General features: G+C 60.8%; 19 protein-coding genes. 9 read left to right on the top strand and 10 right to left on the bottom strand.

All coding sequences use genetic code 11. The features are described 5' to 3' along the window. Nucleotides 1-150 precede the first annotated feature (150 nt). The 5 genes from F8N80_RS09895 (at nt 151) to ppx (ending at nt 4,756) form a co-directional block, all read left to right on the top strand. Nucleotides 151-936 (top strand): transporter substrate-binding domain-containing protein, encoded by a 786-nt coding sequence (locus tag F8N80_RS09895; RefSeq protein ID WP_150783779.1) that lies wholly within the window; start codon nt 151-153, stop codon nt 934-936. A gap of 21 nt (nt 937-957) precedes the next feature. Then, nucleotides 958-1,638, top strand: coding sequence for an amino acid ABC transporter permease (locus F8N80_RS09890; protein WP_150747918.1), 681 nt, complete (start codon nt 958-960; stop codon nt 1,636-1,638). Beyond that, nucleotides 1,635-2,285, top strand: a complete 651-nt coding sequence (locus F8N80_RS09885; protein ID WP_150783778.1) for an amino acid ABC transporter permease — start codon at nt 1,635-1,637, stop codon at nt 2,283-2,285. Before F8N80_RS09890 ends, F8N80_RS09885 begins: the two co-directional genes overlap by 4 nt. Next, complete coding sequence (locus F8N80_RS09880) at nt 2,272-3,009, top strand: amino acid ABC transporter ATP-binding protein (RefSeq protein WP_150783777.1); 738 nt, start codon at nt 2,272-2,274, stop codon at nt 3,007-3,009. The genes F8N80_RS09885 and F8N80_RS09880 overlap by 14 nt, the downstream gene beginning before the upstream one ends. 244 nt (nt 3,010-3,253) lie before the next feature. Beyond that, nucleotides 3,254-4,756, top strand: a complete 1,503-nt coding sequence (ppx, locus tag F8N80_RS09875) for an exopolyphosphatase (protein ID WP_150783776.1) — start codon at nt 3,254-3,256, stop codon at nt 4,754-4,756. 167 nt (nt 4,757-4,923) lie between these two features. On the opposite strand, the gene ppk1 is transcribed toward ppx, so the two are convergent. Next, complete coding sequence (gene ppk1, locus F8N80_RS09865; RefSeq protein ID WP_150747922.1) at nt 4,924-7,146, bottom strand: polyphosphate kinase 1; 2,223 nt, start codon at nt 7,144-7,146, stop codon at nt 4,924-4,926. A gap of 18 nt (nt 7,147-7,164) precedes the next feature. Beyond that, entirely contained in the window at nt 7,165-8,178 is a 1,014-nt protein-coding gene (gene hemB / locus F8N80_RS09860; RefSeq protein WP_150783775.1) for a porphobilinogen synthase, read from the bottom strand. A 205-nt stretch (nt 8,179-8,383) separates the two neighbouring features. Between hemB and F8N80_RS09855 the strand changes: the two genes are divergently transcribed. After that, nucleotides 8,384-9,016 (top strand): DedA family protein, encoded by a 633-nt coding sequence (locus F8N80_RS09855; protein ID WP_150765595.1) that lies wholly within the window; start codon nt 8,384-8,386, stop codon nt 9,014-9,016. Here F8N80_RS09855 and F8N80_RS09850 read toward each other — a convergent pair. Then, nucleotides 8,997-10,232, bottom strand: a complete 1,236-nt coding sequence (locus F8N80_RS09850; RefSeq protein ID WP_150783774.1) for a sterol desaturase family protein — start codon at nt 10,230-10,232, stop codon at nt 8,997-8,999. The genes F8N80_RS09855 and F8N80_RS09850 overlap by 20 nt on opposite strands. 115 nt (nt 10,233-10,347) lie before the next feature. Between F8N80_RS09850 and elbB the strand changes: the two genes are divergently transcribed. Then, on the top strand, nt 10,348-11,016 hold the full coding sequence (elbB, locus tag F8N80_RS09845; RefSeq protein ID WP_150783773.1) for an isoprenoid biosynthesis glyoxalase ElbB: 669 nt from the start codon (nt 10,348-10,350) through the stop codon (nt 11,014-11,016). Between the two features lie 116 nt (nt 11,017-11,132). Here the strand turns inward: elbB and F8N80_RS09840 are convergent, their stop codons facing one another. From F8N80_RS09840 to F8N80_RS09820, 5 genes are all read right to left on the bottom strand, one after another. Continuing rightward, on the bottom strand, nt 11,133-11,588 hold the full coding sequence (locus tag F8N80_RS09840) for a YaiI/YqxD family protein (RefSeq protein ID WP_150747927.1): 456 nt from the start codon (nt 11,586-11,588) through the stop codon (nt 11,133-11,135). 130 nt (nt 11,589-11,718) lie between these two features. Beyond that, nucleotides 11,719-13,617 (bottom strand): cytochrome c/FTR1 family iron permease, encoded by a 1,899-nt coding sequence (locus F8N80_RS09835; RefSeq protein ID WP_150783772.1) that lies wholly within the window; start codon nt 13,615-13,617, stop codon nt 11,719-11,721. Nucleotides 13,618-13,877: 260 nt separating this feature from the next. Further along, nucleotides 13,878-14,510: a homoserine/homoserine lactone efflux protein gene (rhtB, locus tag F8N80_RS09830; RefSeq protein ID WP_150747929.1), complete on the bottom strand. Its 633-nt coding sequence runs from the start codon at nt 14,508-14,510 to the stop codon at nt 13,878-13,880. A 209-nt stretch (nt 14,511-14,719) separates the two neighbouring features. Next, nucleotides 14,720-15,301 carry a mechanosensitive ion channel family protein gene (locus tag F8N80_RS09825; protein ID WP_150747930.1) on the bottom strand — a complete coding sequence of 194 codons (582 nt, stop codon included), beginning with the start codon at nt 15,299-15,301 and terminating at the stop codon, nt 14,720-14,722. Next, nucleotides 15,301-17,211: an ATP-binding cassette domain-containing protein gene (locus tag F8N80_RS09820; protein ID WP_150783771.1), complete on the bottom strand. Its 1,911-nt coding sequence runs from the start codon at nt 17,209-17,211 to the stop codon at nt 15,301-15,303. Before F8N80_RS09820 ends, F8N80_RS09825 begins: the two co-directional genes overlap by 1 nt. Before the next feature lie 50 nt (nt 17,212-17,261). On the opposite strand from F8N80_RS09820, the gene F8N80_RS09815 reads away from it, so the two are divergent. Then, entirely contained in the window at nt 17,262-17,726 is a 465-nt protein-coding gene (locus F8N80_RS09815; protein WP_150749163.1) for a TIGR02444 family protein, read from the top strand. Here F8N80_RS09815 and F8N80_RS09810 read toward each other — a convergent pair. Further along, complete coding sequence (locus tag F8N80_RS09810) at nt 17,723-18,790, bottom strand: AlgP family protein (RefSeq protein ID WP_150783770.1); 1,068 nt, start codon at nt 18,788-18,790, stop codon at nt 17,723-17,725. The genes F8N80_RS09815 and F8N80_RS09810 overlap by 4 nt on opposite strands. 191 nt (nt 18,791-18,981) lie before the next feature. On the opposite strand from F8N80_RS09810, the gene F8N80_RS09805 reads away from it, so the two are divergent. Further along, complete coding sequence (locus tag F8N80_RS09805) at nt 18,982-19,647, top strand: FKBP-type peptidyl-prolyl cis-trans isomerase (protein WP_150749161.1); 666 nt, start codon at nt 18,982-18,984, stop codon at nt 19,645-19,647. A 79-nt stretch (nt 19,648-19,726) separates the two neighbouring features. On the opposite strand, the gene rsd is transcribed toward F8N80_RS09805, so the two are convergent. Beyond that, nucleotides 19,727-20,185: a sigma D regulator gene (rsd, locus tag F8N80_RS09800; RefSeq protein WP_150749164.1), complete on the bottom strand. Its 459-nt coding sequence runs from the start codon at nt 20,183-20,185 to the stop codon at nt 19,727-19,729. Between the last annotated feature and the right edge of the window lie 33 nt (nt 20,186-20,218).

The raw sequence follows: 20,218 nt of genomic DNA, 5'->3' as shown, positions 1-20,218 counted from the left end.
GGAGGGTGCGCAAGGCGCCACAACTGTTCAGACCAGTAAGACCGACAATCCCAGTAAAACCGCGGCCTGGAACCCCTGGAACCCACTCTTGGCACGACCCGTGCTCTGTTGAATCGCAGAAATCACTTCCCGCCAATTCGGAGATTTGTCATGACCCAGCGTTACAGCGCCCTCCTCGCTGTCTTTTTTGCCAGCCTGATGCTGAGTCAGGCCCCCGCCCACGCCGATGGCCTGGAAGATGTGGTCAAACGCGGCGTCCTCAGGGTCGCCGTGCCCCAGGACTTCCCGCCGTTCGGCTCGGTCGGCCCGGACATGAAGCCACGCGGCCTCGATGTCGACACCGCCAGACTGCTGGCCGACCAACTCAAGGTCAAACTCGAACTGACCCCGGTCAACAGCACCAACCGCATCCCGTTCCTGACCACCGGCAAGGTGGATCTGGTGATTTCCAGCCTGGGCAAGAACCCCGAGCGCGAGAAAGTCATCGACTTCTCCAGCGCCTACGCACCCTTCTACCTCGCCGTATTCGGCCCGCCAGACGCCGATATCAAAAGCCTGGACGACCTCAAGGGCAAGACCATCAGCGTCACCCGTGGTGCCATCGAAGACATCGAGCTGAGCAAAGTCGCTCCCGAAGGCGCGATCATCAAGCGCTTCGAAGACAATAACTCGACCATCGCCGCCTACCTCGCCGGGCAAGTCGACCTGATCGCCAGCGGCAACGTGGTGATGGTGGCGATCAGCGAGCGCAACCCGAAACGCGTGCCGGCGCTGAAAGTAAAACTCAAGGATTCGCCGGTGTACGTCGGCGTTAACAAGAACGAGCCCGCGCTGTTGGGCCAGGTCAATCAGATCCTCGCCACCGCCAAAACCGACGGTGCGCTGGAAAAGAACTCCCGGACCTGGCTCAAAGAGCCGCTGCCGGCCGATCTCTGATCGCCGCAGGGGAGACTGAATATGTCCTATCAGTTCGATTTCATTCCAGTGGTGCAAAACACCGATCTGCTGCTGCACGGCGCCCTGTTCACCCTTGAACTGACCGCCATCGGTGCCGTGCTCGGGGTAGGCCTGGGCATTGTCGGGGCGCTGGTGCGGGCGTGGAACATTCGCCCGTTCTCCGCGATTTTCGGCGTCTACGTCGAGTTGATCCGCAACACGCCGTTTCTGGTGCAGTTGTTTTTCATCTTCTTCGGCCTGCCGTCCCTGGGTGTGCAGATTTCCGAATGGCAGGCCGCGGTGCTGGCGATGGTGATCAACCTCGGGGCCTATTCGACCGAGATCATCCGCGCCGGCATTCAAGCGGTCCCCCGCGGTCAGCTGGAGGCCGCCGCCGCACTGGCGATGAGCCGCTTCGAAGCCTTTCGCCACGTGGTGTTGCTGCCGGCGCTGGGCAAGGTCTGGCCGGCCCTGAGCAGCCAGATCATCATCGTCATGCTCGGCTCGGCCGTCTGTTCGCAGATCGCCACCGAAGAGCTGAGCTTCGCTGCCAACTTCATTCAGTCGCGCAACTTCCGCGCCTTCGAAACCTACGCCCTGACCACCCTGCTTTACCTGTGCATGGCTTTATTGATCCGCCAGTTGCTGAACTGGCTCGGTCGCCGGTTTATATCAAGAAGCAGCGCAAGGACCAGCCAATGAGCGATTTCACGTTTTGGGACGTCGTGCGCAACCTGCTCACGGGCCTGCAGTGGACGTTGGCACTGTCGCTGGTGGCGTTTGTCGGCGGCGGGCTGATCGGCTTGCTGATCATGGTGATGCGCATTTCAAAAAAATCCCTGCCAAGCAATTTCGCCCGCACTTACATCGAACTGTTCCAGGGCACGCCGCTGTTGATGCAGCTGTTCCTGGTGTTCTTCGGCGTCGCACTGGCCGGGGTGGAGATTTCGCCGTGGATGGCCGCGGCAATCTCCCTGACGCTGTTCACCAGTGCCTACCTGGCTGAGATCTGGCGCGGTTGTGTCGAGTCGATCCCCAATGGCCAGTGGGAAGCCTCGTCGAGCCTGGCGCTCGACCCGCTGGAGCAACTGCGCCACGTGATCCTGCCACAGGCGCTGCGCATCGCCGTGGCGCCGACCGTGGGTTTCTCGGTGCAGGTGGTCAAAGGCACCGCCGTCACCTCGATCATCGGCTTCACCGAACTGACCAAGACCGGCGGCATGCTCGCCAACGCGACCTTCGAACCCTTCATGGTCTATGGCCTGGTAGCGCTCGGTTACTTCTTGCTCTGCTACCCCTTGTCCCTCAGTGCGCGCTATCTGGAAAGGAGACTGCATGCCTCTGCTTAGAATTTCGGCCCTGCATAAATATTACGGCGACCACCATGTGCTCAAAGGCATCGACCTGAGTGTCGAGGAAGGCCAGGTGGTGGCGATCATCGGTCGCAGCGGCTCGGGCAAGTCCACCTTGTTGCGGACATTGAATGGCCTGGAATCGATCAACGACGGCGTGATCGAAGTCGACGGCGAATACCTCGACGCCGCCCGCGCCGACCTGCGCAGCCTGCGGCAGAAAGTCGGGATGGTGTTCCAGCAGTTCAACCTGTTCCCGCACCTCACCGTGGGCGAAAACGTCATGCTTGCACCGCAAGTGGTGCAGAAAGTGCCAAAAGCCAGGGCCGCTGAACTGGCGCGGGAGATGCTGGAACGGGTTGGACTGGGGGAAAAATTCGATGCGTTTCCGGATCGGCTGTCCGGCGGGCAGCAACAGCGAGTGGCGATTGCCCGGGCGTTGGCGATGTCGCCGAAGGTTTTGCTCTGTGATGAGATTACTTCGGCGCTGGACCCGGAACTGGTCAATGAAGTGCTGAGCGTGGTTCGGCAGCTGGCCAAAGAGGGCATGACGCTGATCATGGTCACCCATGAAATGCGTTTTGCCCGGGAGGTCGGGGATAAGTTGGTGTTCATGCATCTGGGCAAGGTGCATGAGGCTGGGGATCCGAAGATTCTGTTTGCCAATCCGCAGACGGCGGAGCTGGCGAATTTCATCGGGACGGTGGAAGCGGCAGGCTGAAGGATATTTAGTGCCTTTGAGGCCGCCTTCGCGGGCAAGCCCGCTCCCACAGGGTTCTCTGTTGGAACGCAATCATGTGTTCGACGCAAAAACCTGTGGGAGCGGGCTTGCTCGCGAAGAGGCCATCAGCAGCACTGCAAATGCCCCCGTGGTAAAAGATCGCAGCTCTCGGCAGCTCCTACGCGTTGGCGCCAGCGTTTGATCGTGGCACGATGTGAGGGTTATCGACCGAGACCCCCTGACCATGCCGCAATCCCAAGCCAAGAATCTGTCCCTGATCGCCGCAATCGACCTGGGCTCCAACAGCTTTCACATGGTCGTGGCCAAGGCCCAGAACAGCGAAATCCGTATTCTCGAACGTCTCGGGGAGAAGGTTCAGCTGGCCGCCGGCATCGATGAAGAGCGCCAGCTCAGCGAAGAATCCATGCAACGCGGGCTAGATTGCCTCAAGCGTTTTGCCCAACTGATTAACGGTATGCCGACCGGTGCCGTGCGAATCGTGGGGACCAACGCCTTGCGTGAAGCCCGTAACCGCATCGAATTCATCCGCCGCGCCGAAGAAATCCTCGGCCACCCGGTGGAAGTCATCTCCGGCCGTGAAGAAGCGCGCCTGATCTACCTCGGCGTTTCCCACACCCTCGCCGACACGCCGGGCAAGCGCCTGGTGGCCGACATCGGCGGCGGCAGTACCGAGTTCATCATTGGCCAGCGCTTCGAGCCGCTGCTGCGCGAAAGCCTGCAGATGGGCTGCGTCAGTTTTACCCAGCGCTATTTCAAGGATGGCAAGATCACCCCGGCCCGCTACGCCCAGGCGTACACGGCGGCGCGGCTGGAGATCATGAGCATCGAGCACGCCCTGCACCGCCTGACCTGGGATGAAGCCATCGGCTCCTCGGGCACCATTCGCGCCATTGGCCTGGCACTGAAGGCCGGTGGGCATGGTGCGGGCGAAGTGAACGCCGAAGGCCTGTCCTGGCTCAAGCGCAAACTGTTCAAGCTCGGCGACGTCGATAAGATCGACTTCGACGGCATCAAGCCTGACCGTCGGGCGATCTTCCCGGCCGGCCTGGCGATTCTCGAAGCCATCTTCGACGCCCTCGAACTGCAACGCATGGACCACTGCGAAGGCGCCCTGCGCGAAGGTGTGCTCTATGACCTGTTGGGCCGCCATCATCACGAAGACGTCCGTGAGCGCACCCTCAGCTCGCTGATGGAGCGTTATCACGTCGACCTGGAACAAGCGGCGCGGGTCGAACGCAAGGCGTTGCACGCGTTCGATCAGGTGGCCGAGGATTGGGGCCTGGATGACGGCATCTGGCGCGAACTGCTGGGCTGGGCCGCCAAGGTTCATGAAGTGGGCCTGGACATCGCTCACTATCACTACCACAAGCATGGCGCCTACCTGATCGAGCATTCGGACCTGGCGGGATTCTCCCGCGAAGACCAGCTGATGCTCGCATTGCTGGTCCGCGGTCACCGGCGCAATATTCCCCGGGACAAGTTTGCCGAGTTCGGCGATGAAGGCATCAAGCTGATTCGACTGTGCGTGCTGCTGCGCTTTGCGATCCTGTTCCATCACATCCGCGGCACCCAGCAAATGCCTCAGGTCGTGCTGCACGCCAACGGCGACAGCCTTGATGTGCTGTTCCCGGACAACTGGCTGGACGAAAATCAGCTGACCCAGGCCGACTTCGGTCTCGAAGCGGAATGGCTGACCCGGGTGGGCTTTGTGCTGAACGTGCGCTGAAACTAAAAAAGGCCTTCTTCGGAAGGCCTTTTTTTGCCCACGATTCATCAGGCAATGCAATTCAAATGTGGGAGCGGGCTTGCTCGCGAAAGCGGAGTGTCAGTCAATATTGATGTCGACTGACACTCCGCTTTCGCGAGCAAGCCCGCTCCCACAGGTTTTGCGTGTTATCGGACGGCCAGAATCGGGCTGCCCAAACGCTCCAGCAGCGTCGCCTGCGCACTGCGCGGGTTCTGGTTGCCGGTCGGTGTGTTGCGGATGTAGCGACCGTCCGCCTGCAGGCTCCAGCTATGGGTGTTGTCGGTCAGATACAGCTCCAGCTCCTTCTTGACCCGCATGATCAGCTTCTTGCCTTCCACCGGGAAGCAAGTCTCGACGCGCTTGTCGAGGTTGCGCTCCATCCAGTCGGCACTGGACAGGAACATCTGCTCCTCCCCGCCGTTAAGGAAGTAGAAGACCCGGGTGTGTTCCAGGAAACGCCCGATGATCGAGCGTACGTGGATGTTGTGCGAGACCCCGGCGATACCCGGCCGCAGGCAGCACATGCCGCGCACCACCAGATCGATACGCACCCCGGACTGACTGGCCTTGTACAGCGCGCGAATGATCTTCGGATCGGTCAGCGAGTTGAATTTGGCGATGATGTGCGCCGGTTTGCCGTCGAGAGCGAACTGAGTCTCCCGGGCGATCATGTCGAGCATGCCCTTTTTCAAGGTGAACGGCGCGTGCAGCAACTTCTTCATGCGCAGGGTCTTGCCCATGCCGATCAGCTGGCTGAACAGTTTGCCCACGTCTTCGCACAAGGCATCGTCGGACGTCAGCAGGCTATAGTCGGTATACAGACGGGCGTTGGCCGCGTGGTAGTTGCCGGTACCCAGGTGGGCGTAGCGGACAATTTCCCCGGCTTCGCGACGCAGAATCAGCATCATCTTGGCGTGGGTCTTGAAACCGACCACACCATAAATCACCACCGCACCGGCCGCTTGCAGACGACTGGCCAGTTGCAGGTTGGACTCTTCGTCGAAGCGTGCACGCAATTCGATCACCGCGGTGACTTCCTTGCCGTTGCGCGCCGCATCGACCAGTGCATCGACGATTTCCGAGTTGGCGCCGGAGCGGTACAGGGTCTGGCGCACCGCCAGGACGTGCGGGTCCTTGGCAGCCTGGCGCAACAGATCGACCACCGGGGTGAACGACTCGAACGGGTGCAGCAGCAGAATGTCCTGCTTGCTGATCACGCTGAAAATGTTCTCACTGTTCTGCAGCAGTTTCGGGATCTGCGGCGTGAACGGCAGGTACTGCAGCTCGCGCTGGCTGTCCAGGCCGGTGATGCTGAACAGACGGGTCAGGTTGACCGGACCGTTGACCTGATACAACTCGGTCTCGTGCAGGTTGAACTGCTTGAGCAAGTAGTCGGACAGATGTTTCGGGCAGGTGTCGGCGACTTCCAGACGCACCGCGTCACCGTAGCGTCGGGAAAACAACTCGCCGCGCAGGGCGCGAGCCAGGTCTTCGACATCTTCGGTGTCGACGGAAAGGTCGGCGTTTCGGGTCAGGCGGAACTGGTAGCAGCCCTTGACCTTCATGCCTTGGAACAGGTCATCGGCGTGAGCGTGGATCATCGACGACAGGAATACATAATTGTCGCCAGCGCCGCCCACTTCTTCCGGCAACTTGATGACACGCGGCAGCAGACGGGGTGCCGGGATGATCGCCAGACCGGAATCGCGACCAAAGGCGTCGATACCTTCGAGCTCGACGATGAAGTTCAGGCTCTTGTTCACCAGCAACGGGAACGGGTGCGTCGGGTCGAGGCCGATCGGGGTGATGATCGGCGCGATCTCGTCGCGGAAATAGCGACGTACCCAGGTTTTGATCTTGGTGGTCCAGTGACGCCGACGGATGAAGCGGACCTGATGCTTTTCCAGTTCCGGTAACAGAATGTCGTTGAGGATCGCGTACTGGCGGTCGACGTGACCGTGTACCAGTTCGCTGATGCGGGCCAGGGCCTGATGCGGTTGCAGGCCATCGGCGCCAGCCTGCTCACGGGCGAAGGTGATCTGCTTCTTCAGGCCGGCCACACGGATTTCGAAGAACTCGTCCAGGTTGCTGGAGAAGATCAGCAGAAATTTCAGCCGCTCCAGCAACGGGTAGGACACATCCAGCGCCTGTTCCAGCACGCGGATATTGAACTGCAGTTGCGATAGCTCGCGATGGATGTACAGGCTGCTGTCATCCAGACCGGGGATGGCAATCGCCGGCGTCGCCGCGACAGGCTCGGCCACCACCGCGGAGGGAGCAGGCTCCAGTTCCGGCGGGGTTTCGTCGATTTGCTCCACCACAGGTTGAGCCTCTTTTACGGCGACTTCAGTGAGTCCTTCGGTAGTCATGGAATGTTCCTGGGAGGGCTATTGTTGCTCTCGTAACAATTGAGCGGCGCGGACGGCAAAGTAAGTCAGGATGCCATCAGCGCCTGCACGTTTAAAAGCGGTCAGGGATTCGAGGATAACCCCTTCGCTCAACCAGCCATTCTGAATCGCAGCCATGTGCATGGCGTATTCGCCGCTGACTTGATAAACAAAAGTCGGCACTTTGAATTCTTCTTTGACCCGATAGAGGATGTCCAGATACGGCATGCCTGGCTTGACCATGACCATGTCCGCGCCTTCTGACAAGTCCGCCGCGACCTCGTGCAGGGCTTCATTGCTATTGGCCGGGTCCATCTGATAGGAGGCCTTGTTGGCCTTGCCCAGGTTCAGCGCCGAACCGACCGCATCGCGGAACGGGCCGTAATAGGCGCTGGCGTACTTCGCCGAGTAAGCCATGATCCGCACGTTGACGTGATCGGCCAGCTCGAGGGCTTCGCGGATCGCCTGGATGCGACCGTCCATCATGTCCGACGGGGCAACCACCTGAGCGCCGGCCTCGGCGTGGGACAGGGCCTGCCTGACCAGTGCGTCGACAGTAATATCGTTCTGCACGTAGCCTTCTTCGTCGAGAATGCCGTCCTGACCGTGGGTGGTGAACGGGTCCAGGGCAACGTCGGTGATCACCCCCAGCTCAGGGAACTGCGCACGCAGTGCGCGGGTGGCGCGCTGGGCAATGCCTTCGGGGTTCCAGGCCTCGGCGGCGTCCAGGGATTTCAGCTCGGGTGGCGTCACCGGGAACAGGGCCAATGCCGGAATGCCCAGCTCGACCCACTTGGCCGCTTCTTCCAGCAACAAATCGATGGTCAGGCGCTCGACGCCCGGCATTGAGGCCACCGATTCGCGACGGTTTTCACCGTCCAGCACGAACACCGGCAAGATCAGGTCGTCGACGGTCAGAACGTTTTCACGGACCAGGCGACGCGAGAAATCATCACGACGGTTGCGACGCAGACGGGTTGCAGGAAACAAACGGTTGGCGGGGGTAAAGCTCACGGCAGACTCCTGAGCCCGCGCTGGGGGCGAGCGTGACAGTTATAAGCGACCATTATGACCGTCGTATTACAGTTATGTGCACCCTTGACAGGTAGTCGCATTCCATTCTCCTTGTAGGAAATGTTCACGTCGAGACACATTTGGACACTTTCATGAATGTGCACGAAGGGTTAGGCTGCGCGTTCATTTCGCCAGCATCCAGACAATGCTCCAACAATTTCTTCAGGAATTCGGCTACTTCGCCCTTTTTCTCGGCACGTTTTTCGAAGGCGAAACCATTCTGGTGCTCGCAGGCTTCCTCGCGTTCCGCGGATACATGGACCTCAAAGTGGTGATGATCGTGGCGTTCCTCGGCAGTTATGCCGGTGATCAGCTGTGGTATTTCCTGGGGCGCAAACACGGCCGCAAGTTGCTGGCACGCAAACCGCGCTGGCAATTGCTGGGCGACCGCGCGCTGGAACATATCCGCAGGCACCCGGACATCTGGGTGCTGAGTTTCCGCTTTGTTTATGGACTGCGCACGGTGATGCCGGTGGCGATCGGCCTGTCGGGCTATCCGCCGGGACGTTATCTGCTGCTCAACGGGATCGGTGCCGCGATCTGGGCTGCCGCGCTGGCGGCCGCGGCCTATCACTTCGGCGCGGTGCTCGAAGGCATGCTTGGCAGCGTCAAGAAGTACGAACTTTGGGTGCTGGGCGCCCTGCTGGTCGTAGGCTTTTGCCTGTGGCTGCGGCGGCGCTTCAAGAATGCCCGCCTGGCGAAGAAGATCTACGCCGACGAGCAAGCCCTGAAAGCCGAACAAACCAAAGCCGACGGTCCTACGACGCCAGTCGAGTGACGCGGCTTCTGCAGCAGTAGAGCCCGATAACGCTGAGCAGGCTGTAGCTGAGCAGCCCGACCCAGCCCACCGCACTGGCCGGCCACAGCCCGACCCCTGGCGCCAGCCATACCAGCGGCAGGTTCGATGCCAGTCGCAACAGCTCCAGCTTCAACGCCCACGGGCGATTCTCCAGGGCCACGCCCAACACGAACAAACCCAGCGCCACGGCACTCCAGCCGAGCATCAGGGCGGCTGTCGGCAGATGCTGCGCAAGGTTCATCAAGTAGCTGCCCAGCGCGATGTAGACGCAAAACTGCAACGCCACGTAAAGCTGCTGTCGCCCGTCCAGCGGCACCTCGAATTTGCGGAACTGACTCAGGTCCGGCTTGTTCATCGGGTACTTCGCCGCCACATCCACCGGCCGCCAACCGGTGCGCATGAACCAGATCCGCAACTTGTCCCACCCGCTCCCGGCTCGCCGTGCGTCATCCCACAATTGCACGTAGAACTGCACGTTCGCCCACAACGGATTCCAGCTCGCCAGCGGCGTGGTCACGCCGAAAATCACCGGCTCTTTGTCGTCCTCTTCCTGGAACGAGCCAAATAGACGGTCCCAAATAATGAACACGCCGCCGTAGTTGCGATCCATGTAGAGAGCGTTCTGTGCATGGTGAGCCCGATGATTGGACGGTGTGACGAAGAACCACTCGAACCAGCCGAGCTTGGGAATGTGCCGGGTATGCACCCAGAATTGATACAGCAAGTTCAACGCGGCGACGCTGACGAACACCAGCAGCGGCACGCCGAGCACGGCCATGGGCAGGTAGAAGATCCAGCTCAGGAGAAAGCCGGTGCTGGTCTGGCGCAGGGCTGTGGAGAGGTTGTATTCCTCGCTCTGGTGATGCACCGAATGCGCCGCCCAGAGGATATTGCGCTCGTGGCCCAGGCGATGCAGCCAGTAGTAGCAGAAGTCGTAAAGGACAAAGGCGAACACCCAGACCCAGACGCGGTCGGCCGAGAGCTCGAACAGCGCCAGATACTCGAGGGCAAATGCGTAGGTCACCAGCCCCACGCCTTTGGTCAACAGGCCGGTAGTGGTCGACAAGACGCCGGTGCTGATGCTGTTGATCGCATCGGCCACCCGGTAATTGCTCACCCCGCGCCAACGGTCGGCCAGCAGCTCGATGGCGATCAGCACAAAGAAAAACGGCACCGCATACAGAATGAAGTCCATGTCGCGCCCTGATCGGAGTCTTGAGGACAGATCCTATTTGTAGTCGCGAATTATCCCTATGGCAACGAGTGACAAATTAGTGGACATTTAACGCCATGAATCTGGAGAAAAGCCCATGAGCAAAAAAGTTGCAGTGATCCTTTCCGGCTGTGGCGTCTACGACGGCGCCGAGATCCACGAGAGCGTGATTACCCTGCTGCGCCTGGACCAGCGTGGCGCCCAGGTGCAGTGTTTCGCACCGGACATTACGCAGTTGCATGTGATCAACCACCTGACCGGCGAAGAAATGCCCGAGTCGCGCAATGTGCTGGTGGAGTCGGCGCGAATCGCCCGGGGCAAGATCAAGGATATTCGCGAAGCGGACGTTGAAGAATTTGATGCGTTGATCGTGCCTGGCGGTTTCGGAGCGGCCAAGAACCTCTCCAACTTCGCCACCGAAGGCGCGGGCTGCACCGTGCAACCGGAAGTCCTGGCGCTGGCCGAAGCCTTTGCCGAAGCGGGCAAACCGGTCGGGCTGATCTGCATCTCGCCGGCGCTGGCAGCGAAAATCTATGGGCCGGGCGTGACCTGCACCATCGGTAATGATGCCGACACTGCCGCCGCGATGAACAAGATGGGGGCGACACACGCAGACTGCGCGGTGACTGAAATCGTTGAAGACAAGGCGCGCAAGCTGGTCAGTACTCCGGCGTACATGCTGGCGCAATCGATTAGCGAGGCGGCTTCCGGCATCAACAAACTGGTCGACCGCGTGCTCGAACTGACCCACGAAAACGAGGCCTGACACCGCTTAAATGTGGGAGCGGGCTTGCTCGCGAATGCGGTCTAACATTCAACATCTATGTTGTCTGACACACCGCTTTCGCGGGCAAGCCCGCTCCCACATTGATCCAAGCAAGCTCAGGATTTGCGCGATAGCCGGGTGAGAATCCGGTCCAGCGCATTGGCAAACGCCTGTTTCTCACGTTCGCCAAACGGCGCCGGGCCGCCGCTCATCTGCCCCTGCTCGCGCAAATCGGTGAACAGATTGCGCACCGCGAGTCGATCGCCCATGTTCTGTGCATCGAACTCCTTGCCACGTGGATCCAGCGCTGCAACCCCCTTCTTCACCAGCCGGTCCGCCAGCGGTACATCGCTGCAAATCACCAGCTCACCGGGAACCGCGTGTTCCACCAGGTAGTCGTCGGCCGCATCCGGACCACTGGGCACCACGATCAGCTTCACCAGGGCCAGTCCCGGCTTGATCTGCGGCTGCCCGGCCACCAGCACCACTTCGAACCGGCGCTTGAGGGCGAATTTCACCACCAGATCCTTGGCTGCCCGGGGGCAGGCGTCGGCATCGATCCAGACACGCATCATTTTTCTCCGTTAAAAGCTTCGCGGGCAAGCCTCGCTCCTACAGGTCAGCGTGACATACCGAATGTGGGGTGCAACGCTGACCTGTAGGAGCGAGGCTTGCCCGCGAATGTGAGCGCAGCGAATGCCCTTAAGAAACCTGCACCCGCCGCTTCTCAGCCATCCGGCTACGACTGTACAGCACGATGATCGCCAGGATCGCCACCACCTGCGCACTCAGCGAATACGCATCCGCGTGGATTCCCAGCCAGTCGAAGTCAAAGAACGGCACCGGCCGCGTGCCGAAGATCCCGGCTTCCTGCAACGCCTTCACGCCGTGCCCGGCAAACACCACCGATAGCGCGCACAGCAGCCCGGCGTTGATGCTGAAGAACAACGACAGCGGCAGCTTCGCCGAGCCGCGCAGGATCACCCAGGCCAGGCCGACCAGCAACACCAGCGCCGTCGCACCACCGGCCAGCACCGCGTCATGACCTGCCGGGCCGGCCTGCAGCCACAGGGTTTCATAGAACAGGATCACTTCGAACAGTTCGCGATACACCGAGAAGAACGCCAGGGTCGCAAACCCGAAACGCCCGCCGCCGCCCACCAGACTGCTCTTGATGTAATCCTGCCAGGCCGCTGCATGGCGACGGTCGTGCATCCACACGCCGAGCCAGAGCACCATGACGCTGGCAAACAGCGCCGTCGCACCTTCGAGCAACTCCCGTTGCGAGCCGCTGACGTCGATCACGTACGCCGCCAGTGCCCAGGTCCCGAGGCCGGCCAACAAGGCCAGGCCCCAGCCGACGTTGACGCTGCGCACCGCCGATTGCTGGCCGGTATTGCGCAGGAACGCCAGGATCGCCGCCAGCACCAGAATCGCTTCCAGTCCTTCACGCAGCAAAATCAGCAAGCCGGAGATATAACTCAGGGACCAGCTCAAACCATCGCTGCCCAGCAGGCCGGCGGCTTCCTTCAACTTGGCCTTGGCCGCGTCCAGGCGCAGCTGGGCCTGGGCCACGGGCAGTCCGTCCTGCAACGATTGACGGTAAGCCATCAGGGATTTTTCAGTGTCTTTACGCACGTTGGCGTCGACATTGTCCAGGGAACTTTCGACGAGTTCGAAGCCTTCCAGGTACGCCGCCACCGACAGGTCATAGGCCTGATCGTGATCGCCGGCGCGATAAGCCGCGAGGCTCTTGTCCAGGGTCTCGGCGGTGTAGTCGAGCAATTGCGCCGGACCACGCTTGACCTGTGGCGGTTGAGCGCGCTGGGCACGGAAGGTCGCCGCGGCTTGTGGGCCGTCGGCGGCATGCACTTCTGCCGGAGTCTGACGCGCCAGATCCGCGATGTTGTAGGCCTGCACGTTTTTGGCGGCGGCCGGATCGGCACTGAAGCTGGCGATGTAAGTCGCCAGATCCCAACGCTGGCGATCGTCCAGCTGATCGGCGAAGGCTGGCATATCGGTGCCTTCGACACCCAGGCCCAAGGTGTTGTAGATGGCGTAGAGGCTCAGGTGGTCCAGGCGCGCGGCATCACGCAGATTGGCCGGCGGCGGTATCAGGCCGACGCCCGCGGGGCCATCGCCGGCACCCGTATCGCCATGGCAGACCGAACAGTGCTGGGCGTACAGCGACACTGCGCGAGCCGGGTCCGGGGTGATGATCGGGGCCTGGCTGACTTCATAGGCCACCGCCAGCTTCGCGCCGAGTTGCCGTGCCTGGCGGGCGACGTCCGCGCCGTCCTGACGCGCTGTGATCGCACTGCGCAATGAACTGACACCCTGCTCGAGCCCGGACTTCTCCGGCTTGGCCGGCAGCGCGACAATCAAGCCTTGCAGCACCTTGATGAATTCCAGCTGCTCGCGGTATTCAGACTCGTCGATGACCTTGCCCGATTGCACGGTTTGCGGGTAGTCCGCGCCAATGTAATCGAGCAAATGCAGCGCTTGCGGTGCGCCTTCCACGGTGTCGGCCAGCAGCTGGGAACTGCACAAGGCCGCCAGGGGAAATAGCAGCCAGGCCAGGAGTCGGGACGGGGCAATCATGAAATGAATCTCAATTGGAAATACGAAGTTACATATTGTTCACTTCGAATGACATTCACTCAAGCTTTGTTCGCTGATATCGCGACGCCTGCAAAAATTAAACGAATAGAAAAGCGACCCTGTAGGAGCGAGCTTGCTCGCGATGGACGTCAACGATAACGCGCTCGTTCTGAATAAACGCGTTGCCCTTGAGACCATCGCGAGCAAGCTCGCTCCTACAGGGTATTACATCGAAGGTCGGTTTTTTGTGCCTGACAGATTCAGACGGCCACTTTGCGCAGCGTCGCCATGAACGCCGCCGCGCCAATGAACAGCCCGGCAAAAGTGCGGTTCATGCGTCGTTGCTGCTTGGGGGTGCGCAGCATCCGCAACACCTTGGACGCCAGCCCGGTGTAACCGGCCATGACAATCAGGTCAACAAAGACCATGGTCACACCGATGATCAGGTATTGAGCCAGCAGCGGTGCGTGAGGGTCGATGAACTGCGGCAACACCGCCAGCATGAACACCAGCGCCTTGGGGTTGCTGATGTTCACCAGGAAACCACGGAACACCAGGGCCATCGGCTTGCCAATCTGCCGCACGGCCGCGTCATCGCTCATGTCGCTGGGCAGCGCTCGCCATTGCTTGATCGCGAGGAAAACCAGATAGGCCACGCCGAACCATTTGATCGCGTAGAAGGCCGTGGCCGAAGCGGTGAGAATGGCGCCAACACCGGCGCCGACAATCGCGATCTGCACCGCCAGGCCCAATTGCAGGCCCAAGGCGTTCCAGTAACCGCGCCAGAAACCGTATTGCAGGCCGCTGGACATCGACGCAATGGCGCCGGCTCCGGGAGAAAGGCTGATCACCCAGCAGGCGGCAAAAAACGCCAGCCATGTTTGAAGCTCCATTGCACACCTCGACTCGGACTTGTGACAGATGTCTAAGCTAATGCGGCTTTGGGCTGATGACTACCGATTTTTTGCAGGACAGAGCAACTGCCGACCAGCGTTTGCGACTGTGAGGGCCCCTTCGCGAGCAAGCCCGCTCCCACATTGGAACGCGGTCAACTGTGGGAGCGGGCTTGCTCGCGAAAGCGGTGTATCAGACAACAGACGGCCTACTTTTCGAACCCGTTCGAAGGGAATACATCACTGCCACGCCAGCGCCGAACCGAACGCTGGAAGAACAGGCTGTTCGGCACTTGCACCATGGCGCTGCCGGTGCCGAGCTCTTCGGCTTCGATCAATGTGGTGTAGAGCAGATTGATCGCCACCACCCGCCCCTTGACCCCGAGCTTGTCGGTAGTGTCCACCAACTCGACCACGTCACCGATGCGGAAGGGGCCGACGGTAAAGATCAGAATGGCGCAGAGCAGGTTGGAGAGCACGCTCCACATGGCGAAAAATGCCACCGCCGCCACTGCGACAAAGCCGGACAACGCGGTCCAGAGCACCGTGGCCGACACGCCAAGGCGTTCCAGCACGAAGATCAACGCACTGCCCATGATCAGCCAGCGCAGACCACCGCGCAGCGGCATCAGCAACTGCGGCGGCAATGGATAGCGCTCGCCCAGGCGGGTCAGGCACTTGGCGACGAAGCGTTGGGCGAAATAACCCGCCAACAAAATCAGCAGGATTTGTCCGAAGAGCCAGAGCGGCTCGATCCACATTGCCGACAGCGGCAGTTTGAAGGCTTCCATCAGGACAGCGCCTCCAGCTCCGCCTGCATGCTTTCGAGCAACTCCAGGGCTTCCATCCAGGCTTCTTCCAGTTCGGCTTCACGCACTTTCAGCTTGGCCTGTTCAGCCAGCAGATCACGCAAATCGTTCTTGCGCGCCGGTTCGTAGATGTCGCTGTCGCCGAGGCTGGCATCGATCTTCGCCAGTTTTTCGTGCAGTTTGCCCAGCTCGGCTTCGAGCTTGTCAGCCTCACGCTTGTGCGGTGCCAGCTGCTGACGCAGTGCCGCAGCCGCCTGGCGCTGGGCTTTCTTGTCGGTCTTGTCGGGATTGACCGGGGTATTACTGACCGGAGCATTGCGCTGACGGTACTCCACCAGCCACCGGGTGTAGTCTTCGAGGTCGCCGTCGAATTCCTCGACCTTGCCGTCCGCCACCAGGTAGAAATTGTCGGTGGTGCTTTTAAGCAAATGACGATCGTGGGAAACCACCAGTACCGCACCGGTGAACTCCTGCAGCGCCATGGTCAGCGCCAGGCGCATTTCCAGGTCCAGGTGGTTGGTCGGTTCGTCGAGCAGCAACAGGTTCGGCCGGCCCCAGGCGATCAACGCCAAGGCCAGGCGGGCCTTCTCGCCACCGGAGAAATTCAGCACCGGTTCGTCGATCCGCGCGCCACGGAAGTCGAAACCGCCGAGGAAGTCACGCAGGGTCTGCTCGCGCTCGGTCGGCGCCAGACGCTGCAGGTGCAGCAACGGACTGGCCTTGGAATCCAGGGAGTCCAACTGGTGTTGGGCGAAGTAACCGACCACGGTGTTCTCGCCGCGGGTCAGACGACCGGCCAGGGGCTCGAGCTCGCCGGAGAGGTTCTTGATCAGGGTCGATTTACCTGCACCGTTGGGGCCGAGCAAACCGATTCGCGCGCCAGGGGTCAGTTGCAGCTTGACCTTCTCCAGCACGGTTTTGTCGCCGTAACCCAAACGCGCGTCGGACAGGTCGATCAACGGACTGGAGATCTTCGTCGACTCGCGGAAGACAAAGTCGAACGGGGAATCGACGTGGGCGGCGGACAGCTCTTCCATCCGCTCCAGCGCCTTGATCCGGCTCTGGGCCTGTCGGGCCTTGGTGGCCTGGGCCTTGAACCGGGCGATATAGCTTTCCATGTGCGCACGTTGCACCTGCTGCTTCTCGTAGGCCTGCTGTTGCTGGGCCAGACGCTCGGCACGGGCGCGTTCGAATGCGGTATAACCGCCGCGGTACAGGGTGATCTTGCGCTGATCGACGTGGGCCACGTGATCGACCACGGCATCGAGGAAGTCGCGGTCGTGGGAAATCAGCATCAAGGTGCCGGGATAGCTTTTGAGCCACTCTTCGAGCCAGATGATGGCGTCGAGGTCCAGGTGGTTGGTGGGTTCGTCGAGCAGCAACAGGTCCGAGGGGCACATCAAAGCCTGCGCCAGATTCAGACGCATCCGCCAGCCACCGGAGAAATCTCCTACCTGTCGATCCATCTGATCGTTGGTGAACCCCAAACCGGCCAGCAGCTTGCGCGCCCGGGCGTCGGCGGTGTAACCGTCGGCACTGTCGAGTTCAGCGTGCAGGCGGGCCTGAGCGGCACCGTCATGGGCCGCTTCGGCGGCGGCGAGGTCGCGTTGCACCTCGCGCAGGCGCAGGTCGCCATCGAGCACGTAGTCGACCGCGATCCGATCAAGGGTGTCGATCTCCTGGCGCATGTGGGCGATGCGCCAGTCCGCCGGCAAGAAGCAATCACCCGAGTCCGGATGCAGGTCACCCAGGAGCAAGGCGAACAGGCTCGATTTGCCGGCGCCGTTGGCACCGATGAGGCCGGCTTTGTGGCCGGCGTGCAGGGTCAGCTCGGCGTCTTCTAGCAGACGTTGCGGGCCACGCTGTAAAGTCAGGTTCTGAAGTCGAATCATAATGGCGGCGGAGTCTACCAGCTTCGCTCGCAACTGGCGCGAGTAGCACTATGTCCTCTGACCTGTGGAGCTTTTCCCTTGACACTTACGCCCGTCCTGGCGTCGAAGCCGCGTGCCTGAAATTGCAGTCGACGGGTGTCAATGTGTGCCTGCTGCTCTGTGGACTGTGGTTGGCACAGCGGGGTGTCGCCTGTAACGCGCAACGATTGCAGCTGCTTCGCAACGTGGCCGAGCCATGGGACTCAGATGTTGTACAACCGCTACGGACATTGCGCACGCAGTGGAAATCCGCTGCTGCCAAGGACATGGAACTGAATACGTTGCGCGAACAGGTGAAGGCACTGGAGCTCGAAGCCGAGCGACATCTGTTATTGCGGCTGGAGCGATCGGCGCACAGTTGGCCGCAGAATGAGGCGACCGATCTATCGGCCTGGCTGGAAGGTGTGACGGCAGGCGCCGCCCACCTGGGCCGTGACGCGCTGCATCAGCTGCGCGTCGCGGCAACCGGCACTTAGGAAGCGCTGGTTGGGGTGGTGCTGGTGCTCGACGAAGCGGCTGGCGTTGGCGCAGGCGTGGTGGTCGAGGTGGTTGCTGCAGGCGAAGCCGAAGGAGACGGCGCTGGAGTCACTGGCTTGGCAGCGGGCGCAGGGGTCGGCTTGGTAGCGGCGGCCGGTTTTTTCACGGCCGGTTTGGCTGCAGGCTTGGCGGCAGGTTTTGCTGCGGCAGTTTTCGCGGCAGTCGCTGGCTTGGCGGCAGCTGTTTTGGCAGCGGTTTTTGCAGCTGGTTTTGCCGCCGGCTTGGCAGCGGTTTTTGCAGCTGGTTTTGCGGCAGACTTGGCAGCAGGTTTCGCAGCGGCAGTTTTAGCAGCAGGTTTGGCAGCTACGGTTTTCGCCACGGCCGGTTTCGCAGCGGCGGTTTTTGCAGCAGGTTTAGCGGCCGTTGTTTTCGCAGCGGCTGGCTTGGCGGCAGGTTTGGCAGCCGTGGTTGCAGCAGCTGGTTTCGCAGCGCTGGCAGCAACCGGTTTTTTCGCCGCCGGTTTAGCGGCTGGTTTTGCTGCGGCTTTCACCGGTGCCTTGGCGGCGGTTTTTTTAACAGGAGCCGCAGCAGGCTTGGCCGATGCTTTTGCAGCAACCGGTTTGGCAGCGGCTTTCTTGGCAGGTGCCGCAGCAGGTTTGGCTGAGCGCAGGGACAACGCCTTGCCGACAGCTTCTTGTACACGACCGACGCCCTGGGCCAGTTTCAGGCTTTCTTGAGCATCGCGCTTGAGTTGCAGGATGTAGCTGCGGGTTTCGGATTGACGATCCTTGAGGGCGTCGAGCAGGTCCTCAAGCTCCTTCACTGCGTCCTTGGCTTTGGTCTGCGCCTTGGCCTTGCCGGCCGACGCAGCGTCCTGCAATTTGGTGCGGGACTTGTGCAGTTTTTCCTGTGCTTTGCCCCGTTGTTTTTCCAGTTTGGCGAGCAGTTTTTCAGCATCAGCCAAGGCTTGGGAGCAAGCGGTTTCCAAATGCTCGAGCAGGCTGCCCGAGAGTTGTTGGAGTAAGTGCAACGGGGTATTTACAGGCTTCTTGGTGGCCGACATGGTTTACCTCCTGGCGGACGTGGGTGCGGTCATACTAGACCTCTGCTGCTACCGCCGCTAGGGCATGTTGACAGTATCGAAAGCACTGTGTTGCTACGGATGGAAAATGTTCTGCGCTTGCGCAAAACCAGTTCACCGGCAAGCGCATTCACACTGGCATAATCCATCGCATCTCAGGTCGGAGAGTGCCCATGTCGCGTTACCTTTTTTTATCGCTTTGCGTGTTTTTTTCCGTGGCCCAGGCCGCCGAAAAATCTACGGAAAACGACGCCCGCGATCTCGCGTACAGCCTGGGCGCAAGCCTTGGCGAACGCTTGCGCCAAGAGGTCCCCGACCTGCAACTTCAAGCGCTGGTCGAAGGTTTGCAGCAAGCCTATCAAGGCAAACCCCTGGCACTGAAAGACGAGCAAATCGAACAGATTCTTGCCGAGCACGAAGCCCAGGTTGCCGAGCGACCGGCCATACCGCAAAGCGAAGTCGCCCTTGAAAAAGAGCAGCGCTTTCTCGCCGAGGAAAAAGCCAAACCCGGGGTTCGCGAATTGGCAGACGGAATATTGCTGACGGAACTGGCTCCGGGCACGGGCGCAAAAGCCGGCCCGAACGGCAAGGTCCAGGTGGTGTATATCGGTCGCCTTCCCGACGGCTCAGTGTTCGATCAGAACAGTCAGCCGCAATGGTTCAGTCTCGACAGCGTGATCAGCGGATGGCGCAGTGCATTGCAACGAATGCCGGTCGGCGCCAAGTGGCGATTGGTGATTCCATCGGCTCAAGCCTATGGTGCCGACGGGGCTGGCGACCTGATCGCGCCGTTCACGCCGCTGGTGTTCGAAGTCGAATTGCGCGGGGCTACGGGCTGACTGGCACAAACGAAAAACGGCGCGCATAGCGCACCGTTTTCAACTTCTTGCAGGAAGGCAGGTCTTGCCGGAAAAGGGTTCAGGCCTGAACCGGATCCTCTTCCTTGTGAGCCGTGTGCAGTACTTCGATCAGGCAATCTTCCAGTTCGAAGCGTTCGTGCAACAGGCCACCCAGCTCCTTGAACTTCTCTGCGACGCATTTACCCGCATCACACAGGTCGTTGAACGCGAGCAGTTTCTCTGTGATGACGTCGATGCGCGGGTAGATCGTCTCGGCCAGCTCCAGGCCGCGCTTGTCGTTGAAAGCCTTGGCTTCGCCCGTCAGCTGTTCGTAGATCTCGAAATGCCCGGCGGACACATAGTCGACCAGCACTCCGCAGAATTCCTGCAGCGGTTTGCGGTTTTCACCCAGAGCCTCAGGCTTGGCGCCGAGTGCATCATAGGCCCGAACCAGTTCGTGACGCTCCTGCAACCAGCGGTCGATCAGCAGATGAACTCCACCCCAACGTTCCTGAGCATTCTGACAACTTTCGAGCATGGCGGTCTCTCTTCCCTTGTGGGTCATGCTGCC

The organism is Pseudomonas fluorescens (genome assembly GCF_902497995.1).
In the GTDB taxonomy this organism is placed as follows: Bacteria; Pseudomonadota; Gammaproteobacteria; order Pseudomonadales; family Pseudomonadaceae; genus Aquipseudomonas; species Aquipseudomonas fluorescens_BK.
The sequence above is the reverse complement of the archived record's forward strand: the minus strand, read 5'-3'. Positions and strand labels throughout refer to the sequence as shown.

Bases quoted from the DNA above. Each gene is read 5' to 3' on its own strand.
- F8N80_RS09895 (WP_150783779.1), top strand. From the start codon at position 151: ATGACCCAGCGTTACAGCGCCCTCCTCGCTGTCTTTTTTGCCAGCCTG.
- F8N80_RS09890 (WP_150747918.1), top strand. From the start codon at position 958: ATGTCCTATCAGTTCGATTTCATTCCAGTGGTGCAAAACACCGATCTG.
- F8N80_RS09885 (WP_150783778.1), top strand. From the start codon at position 1,635: ATGAGCGATTTCACGTTTTGGGACGTCGTGCGCAACCTGCTCACGGGC.
- F8N80_RS09880 (WP_150783777.1), top strand. From the start codon at position 2,272: ATGCCTCTGCTTAGAATTTCGGCCCTGCATAAATATTACGGCGACCAC.
- ppx (WP_150783776.1), top strand. From the start codon at position 3,254: ATGCCGCAATCCCAAGCCAAGAATCTGTCCCTGATCGCCGCAATCGAC.
- ppk1 (WP_150747922.1), bottom strand. From the start codon at position 7,146: ATGACTACCGAAGGACTCACTGAAGTCGCCGTAAAAGAGGCTCAACCT.
- F8N80_RS09855 (WP_150765595.1), top strand. From the start codon at position 8,384: ATGCTCCAACAATTTCTTCAGGAATTCGGCTACTTCGCCCTTTTTCTC.
- F8N80_RS09850 (WP_150783774.1), bottom strand. From the start codon at position 10,232: ATGGACTTCATTCTGTATGCGGTGCCGTTTTTCTTTGTGCTGATCGCC.
- elbB (WP_150783773.1), top strand. From the start codon at position 10,348: ATGAGCAAAAAAGTTGCAGTGATCCTTTCCGGCTGTGGCGTCTACGAC.
- F8N80_RS09840 (WP_150747927.1), bottom strand. From the start codon at position 11,588: ATGCGTGTCTGGATCGATGCCGACGCCTGCCCCCGGGCAGCCAAGGAT.
- F8N80_RS09835 (WP_150783772.1), bottom strand. From the start codon at position 13,617: ATGATTGCCCCGTCCCGACTCCTGGCCTGGCTGCTATTTCCCCTGGCG.
- rhtB (WP_150747929.1), bottom strand. From the start codon at position 14,510: ATGGAGCTTCAAACATGGCTGGCGTTTTTTGCCGCCTGCTGGGTGATC.
- F8N80_RS09825 (WP_150747930.1), bottom strand. From the start codon at position 15,301: ATGGAAGCCTTCAAACTGCCGCTGTCGGCAATGTGGATCGAGCCGCTC.
- F8N80_RS09820 (WP_150783771.1), bottom strand. From the start codon at position 17,211: ATGATTCGACTTCAGAACCTGACTTTACAGCGTGGCCCGCAACGTCTG.
- F8N80_RS09815 (WP_150749163.1), top strand. From the start codon at position 17,262: ATGTCCTCTGACCTGTGGAGCTTTTCCCTTGACACTTACGCCCGTCCT.
- F8N80_RS09810 (WP_150783770.1), bottom strand. From the start codon at position 18,790: ATGTCGGCCACCAAGAAGCCTGTAAATACCCCGTTGCACTTACTCCAA.
- F8N80_RS09805 (WP_150749161.1), top strand. From the start codon at position 18,982: ATGTCGCGTTACCTTTTTTTATCGCTTTGCGTGTTTTTTTCCGTGGCC.
- rsd (WP_150749164.1), bottom strand. From the start codon at position 20,185: ATGCTCGAAAGTTGTCAGAATGCTCAGGAACGTTGGGGTGGAGTTCAT.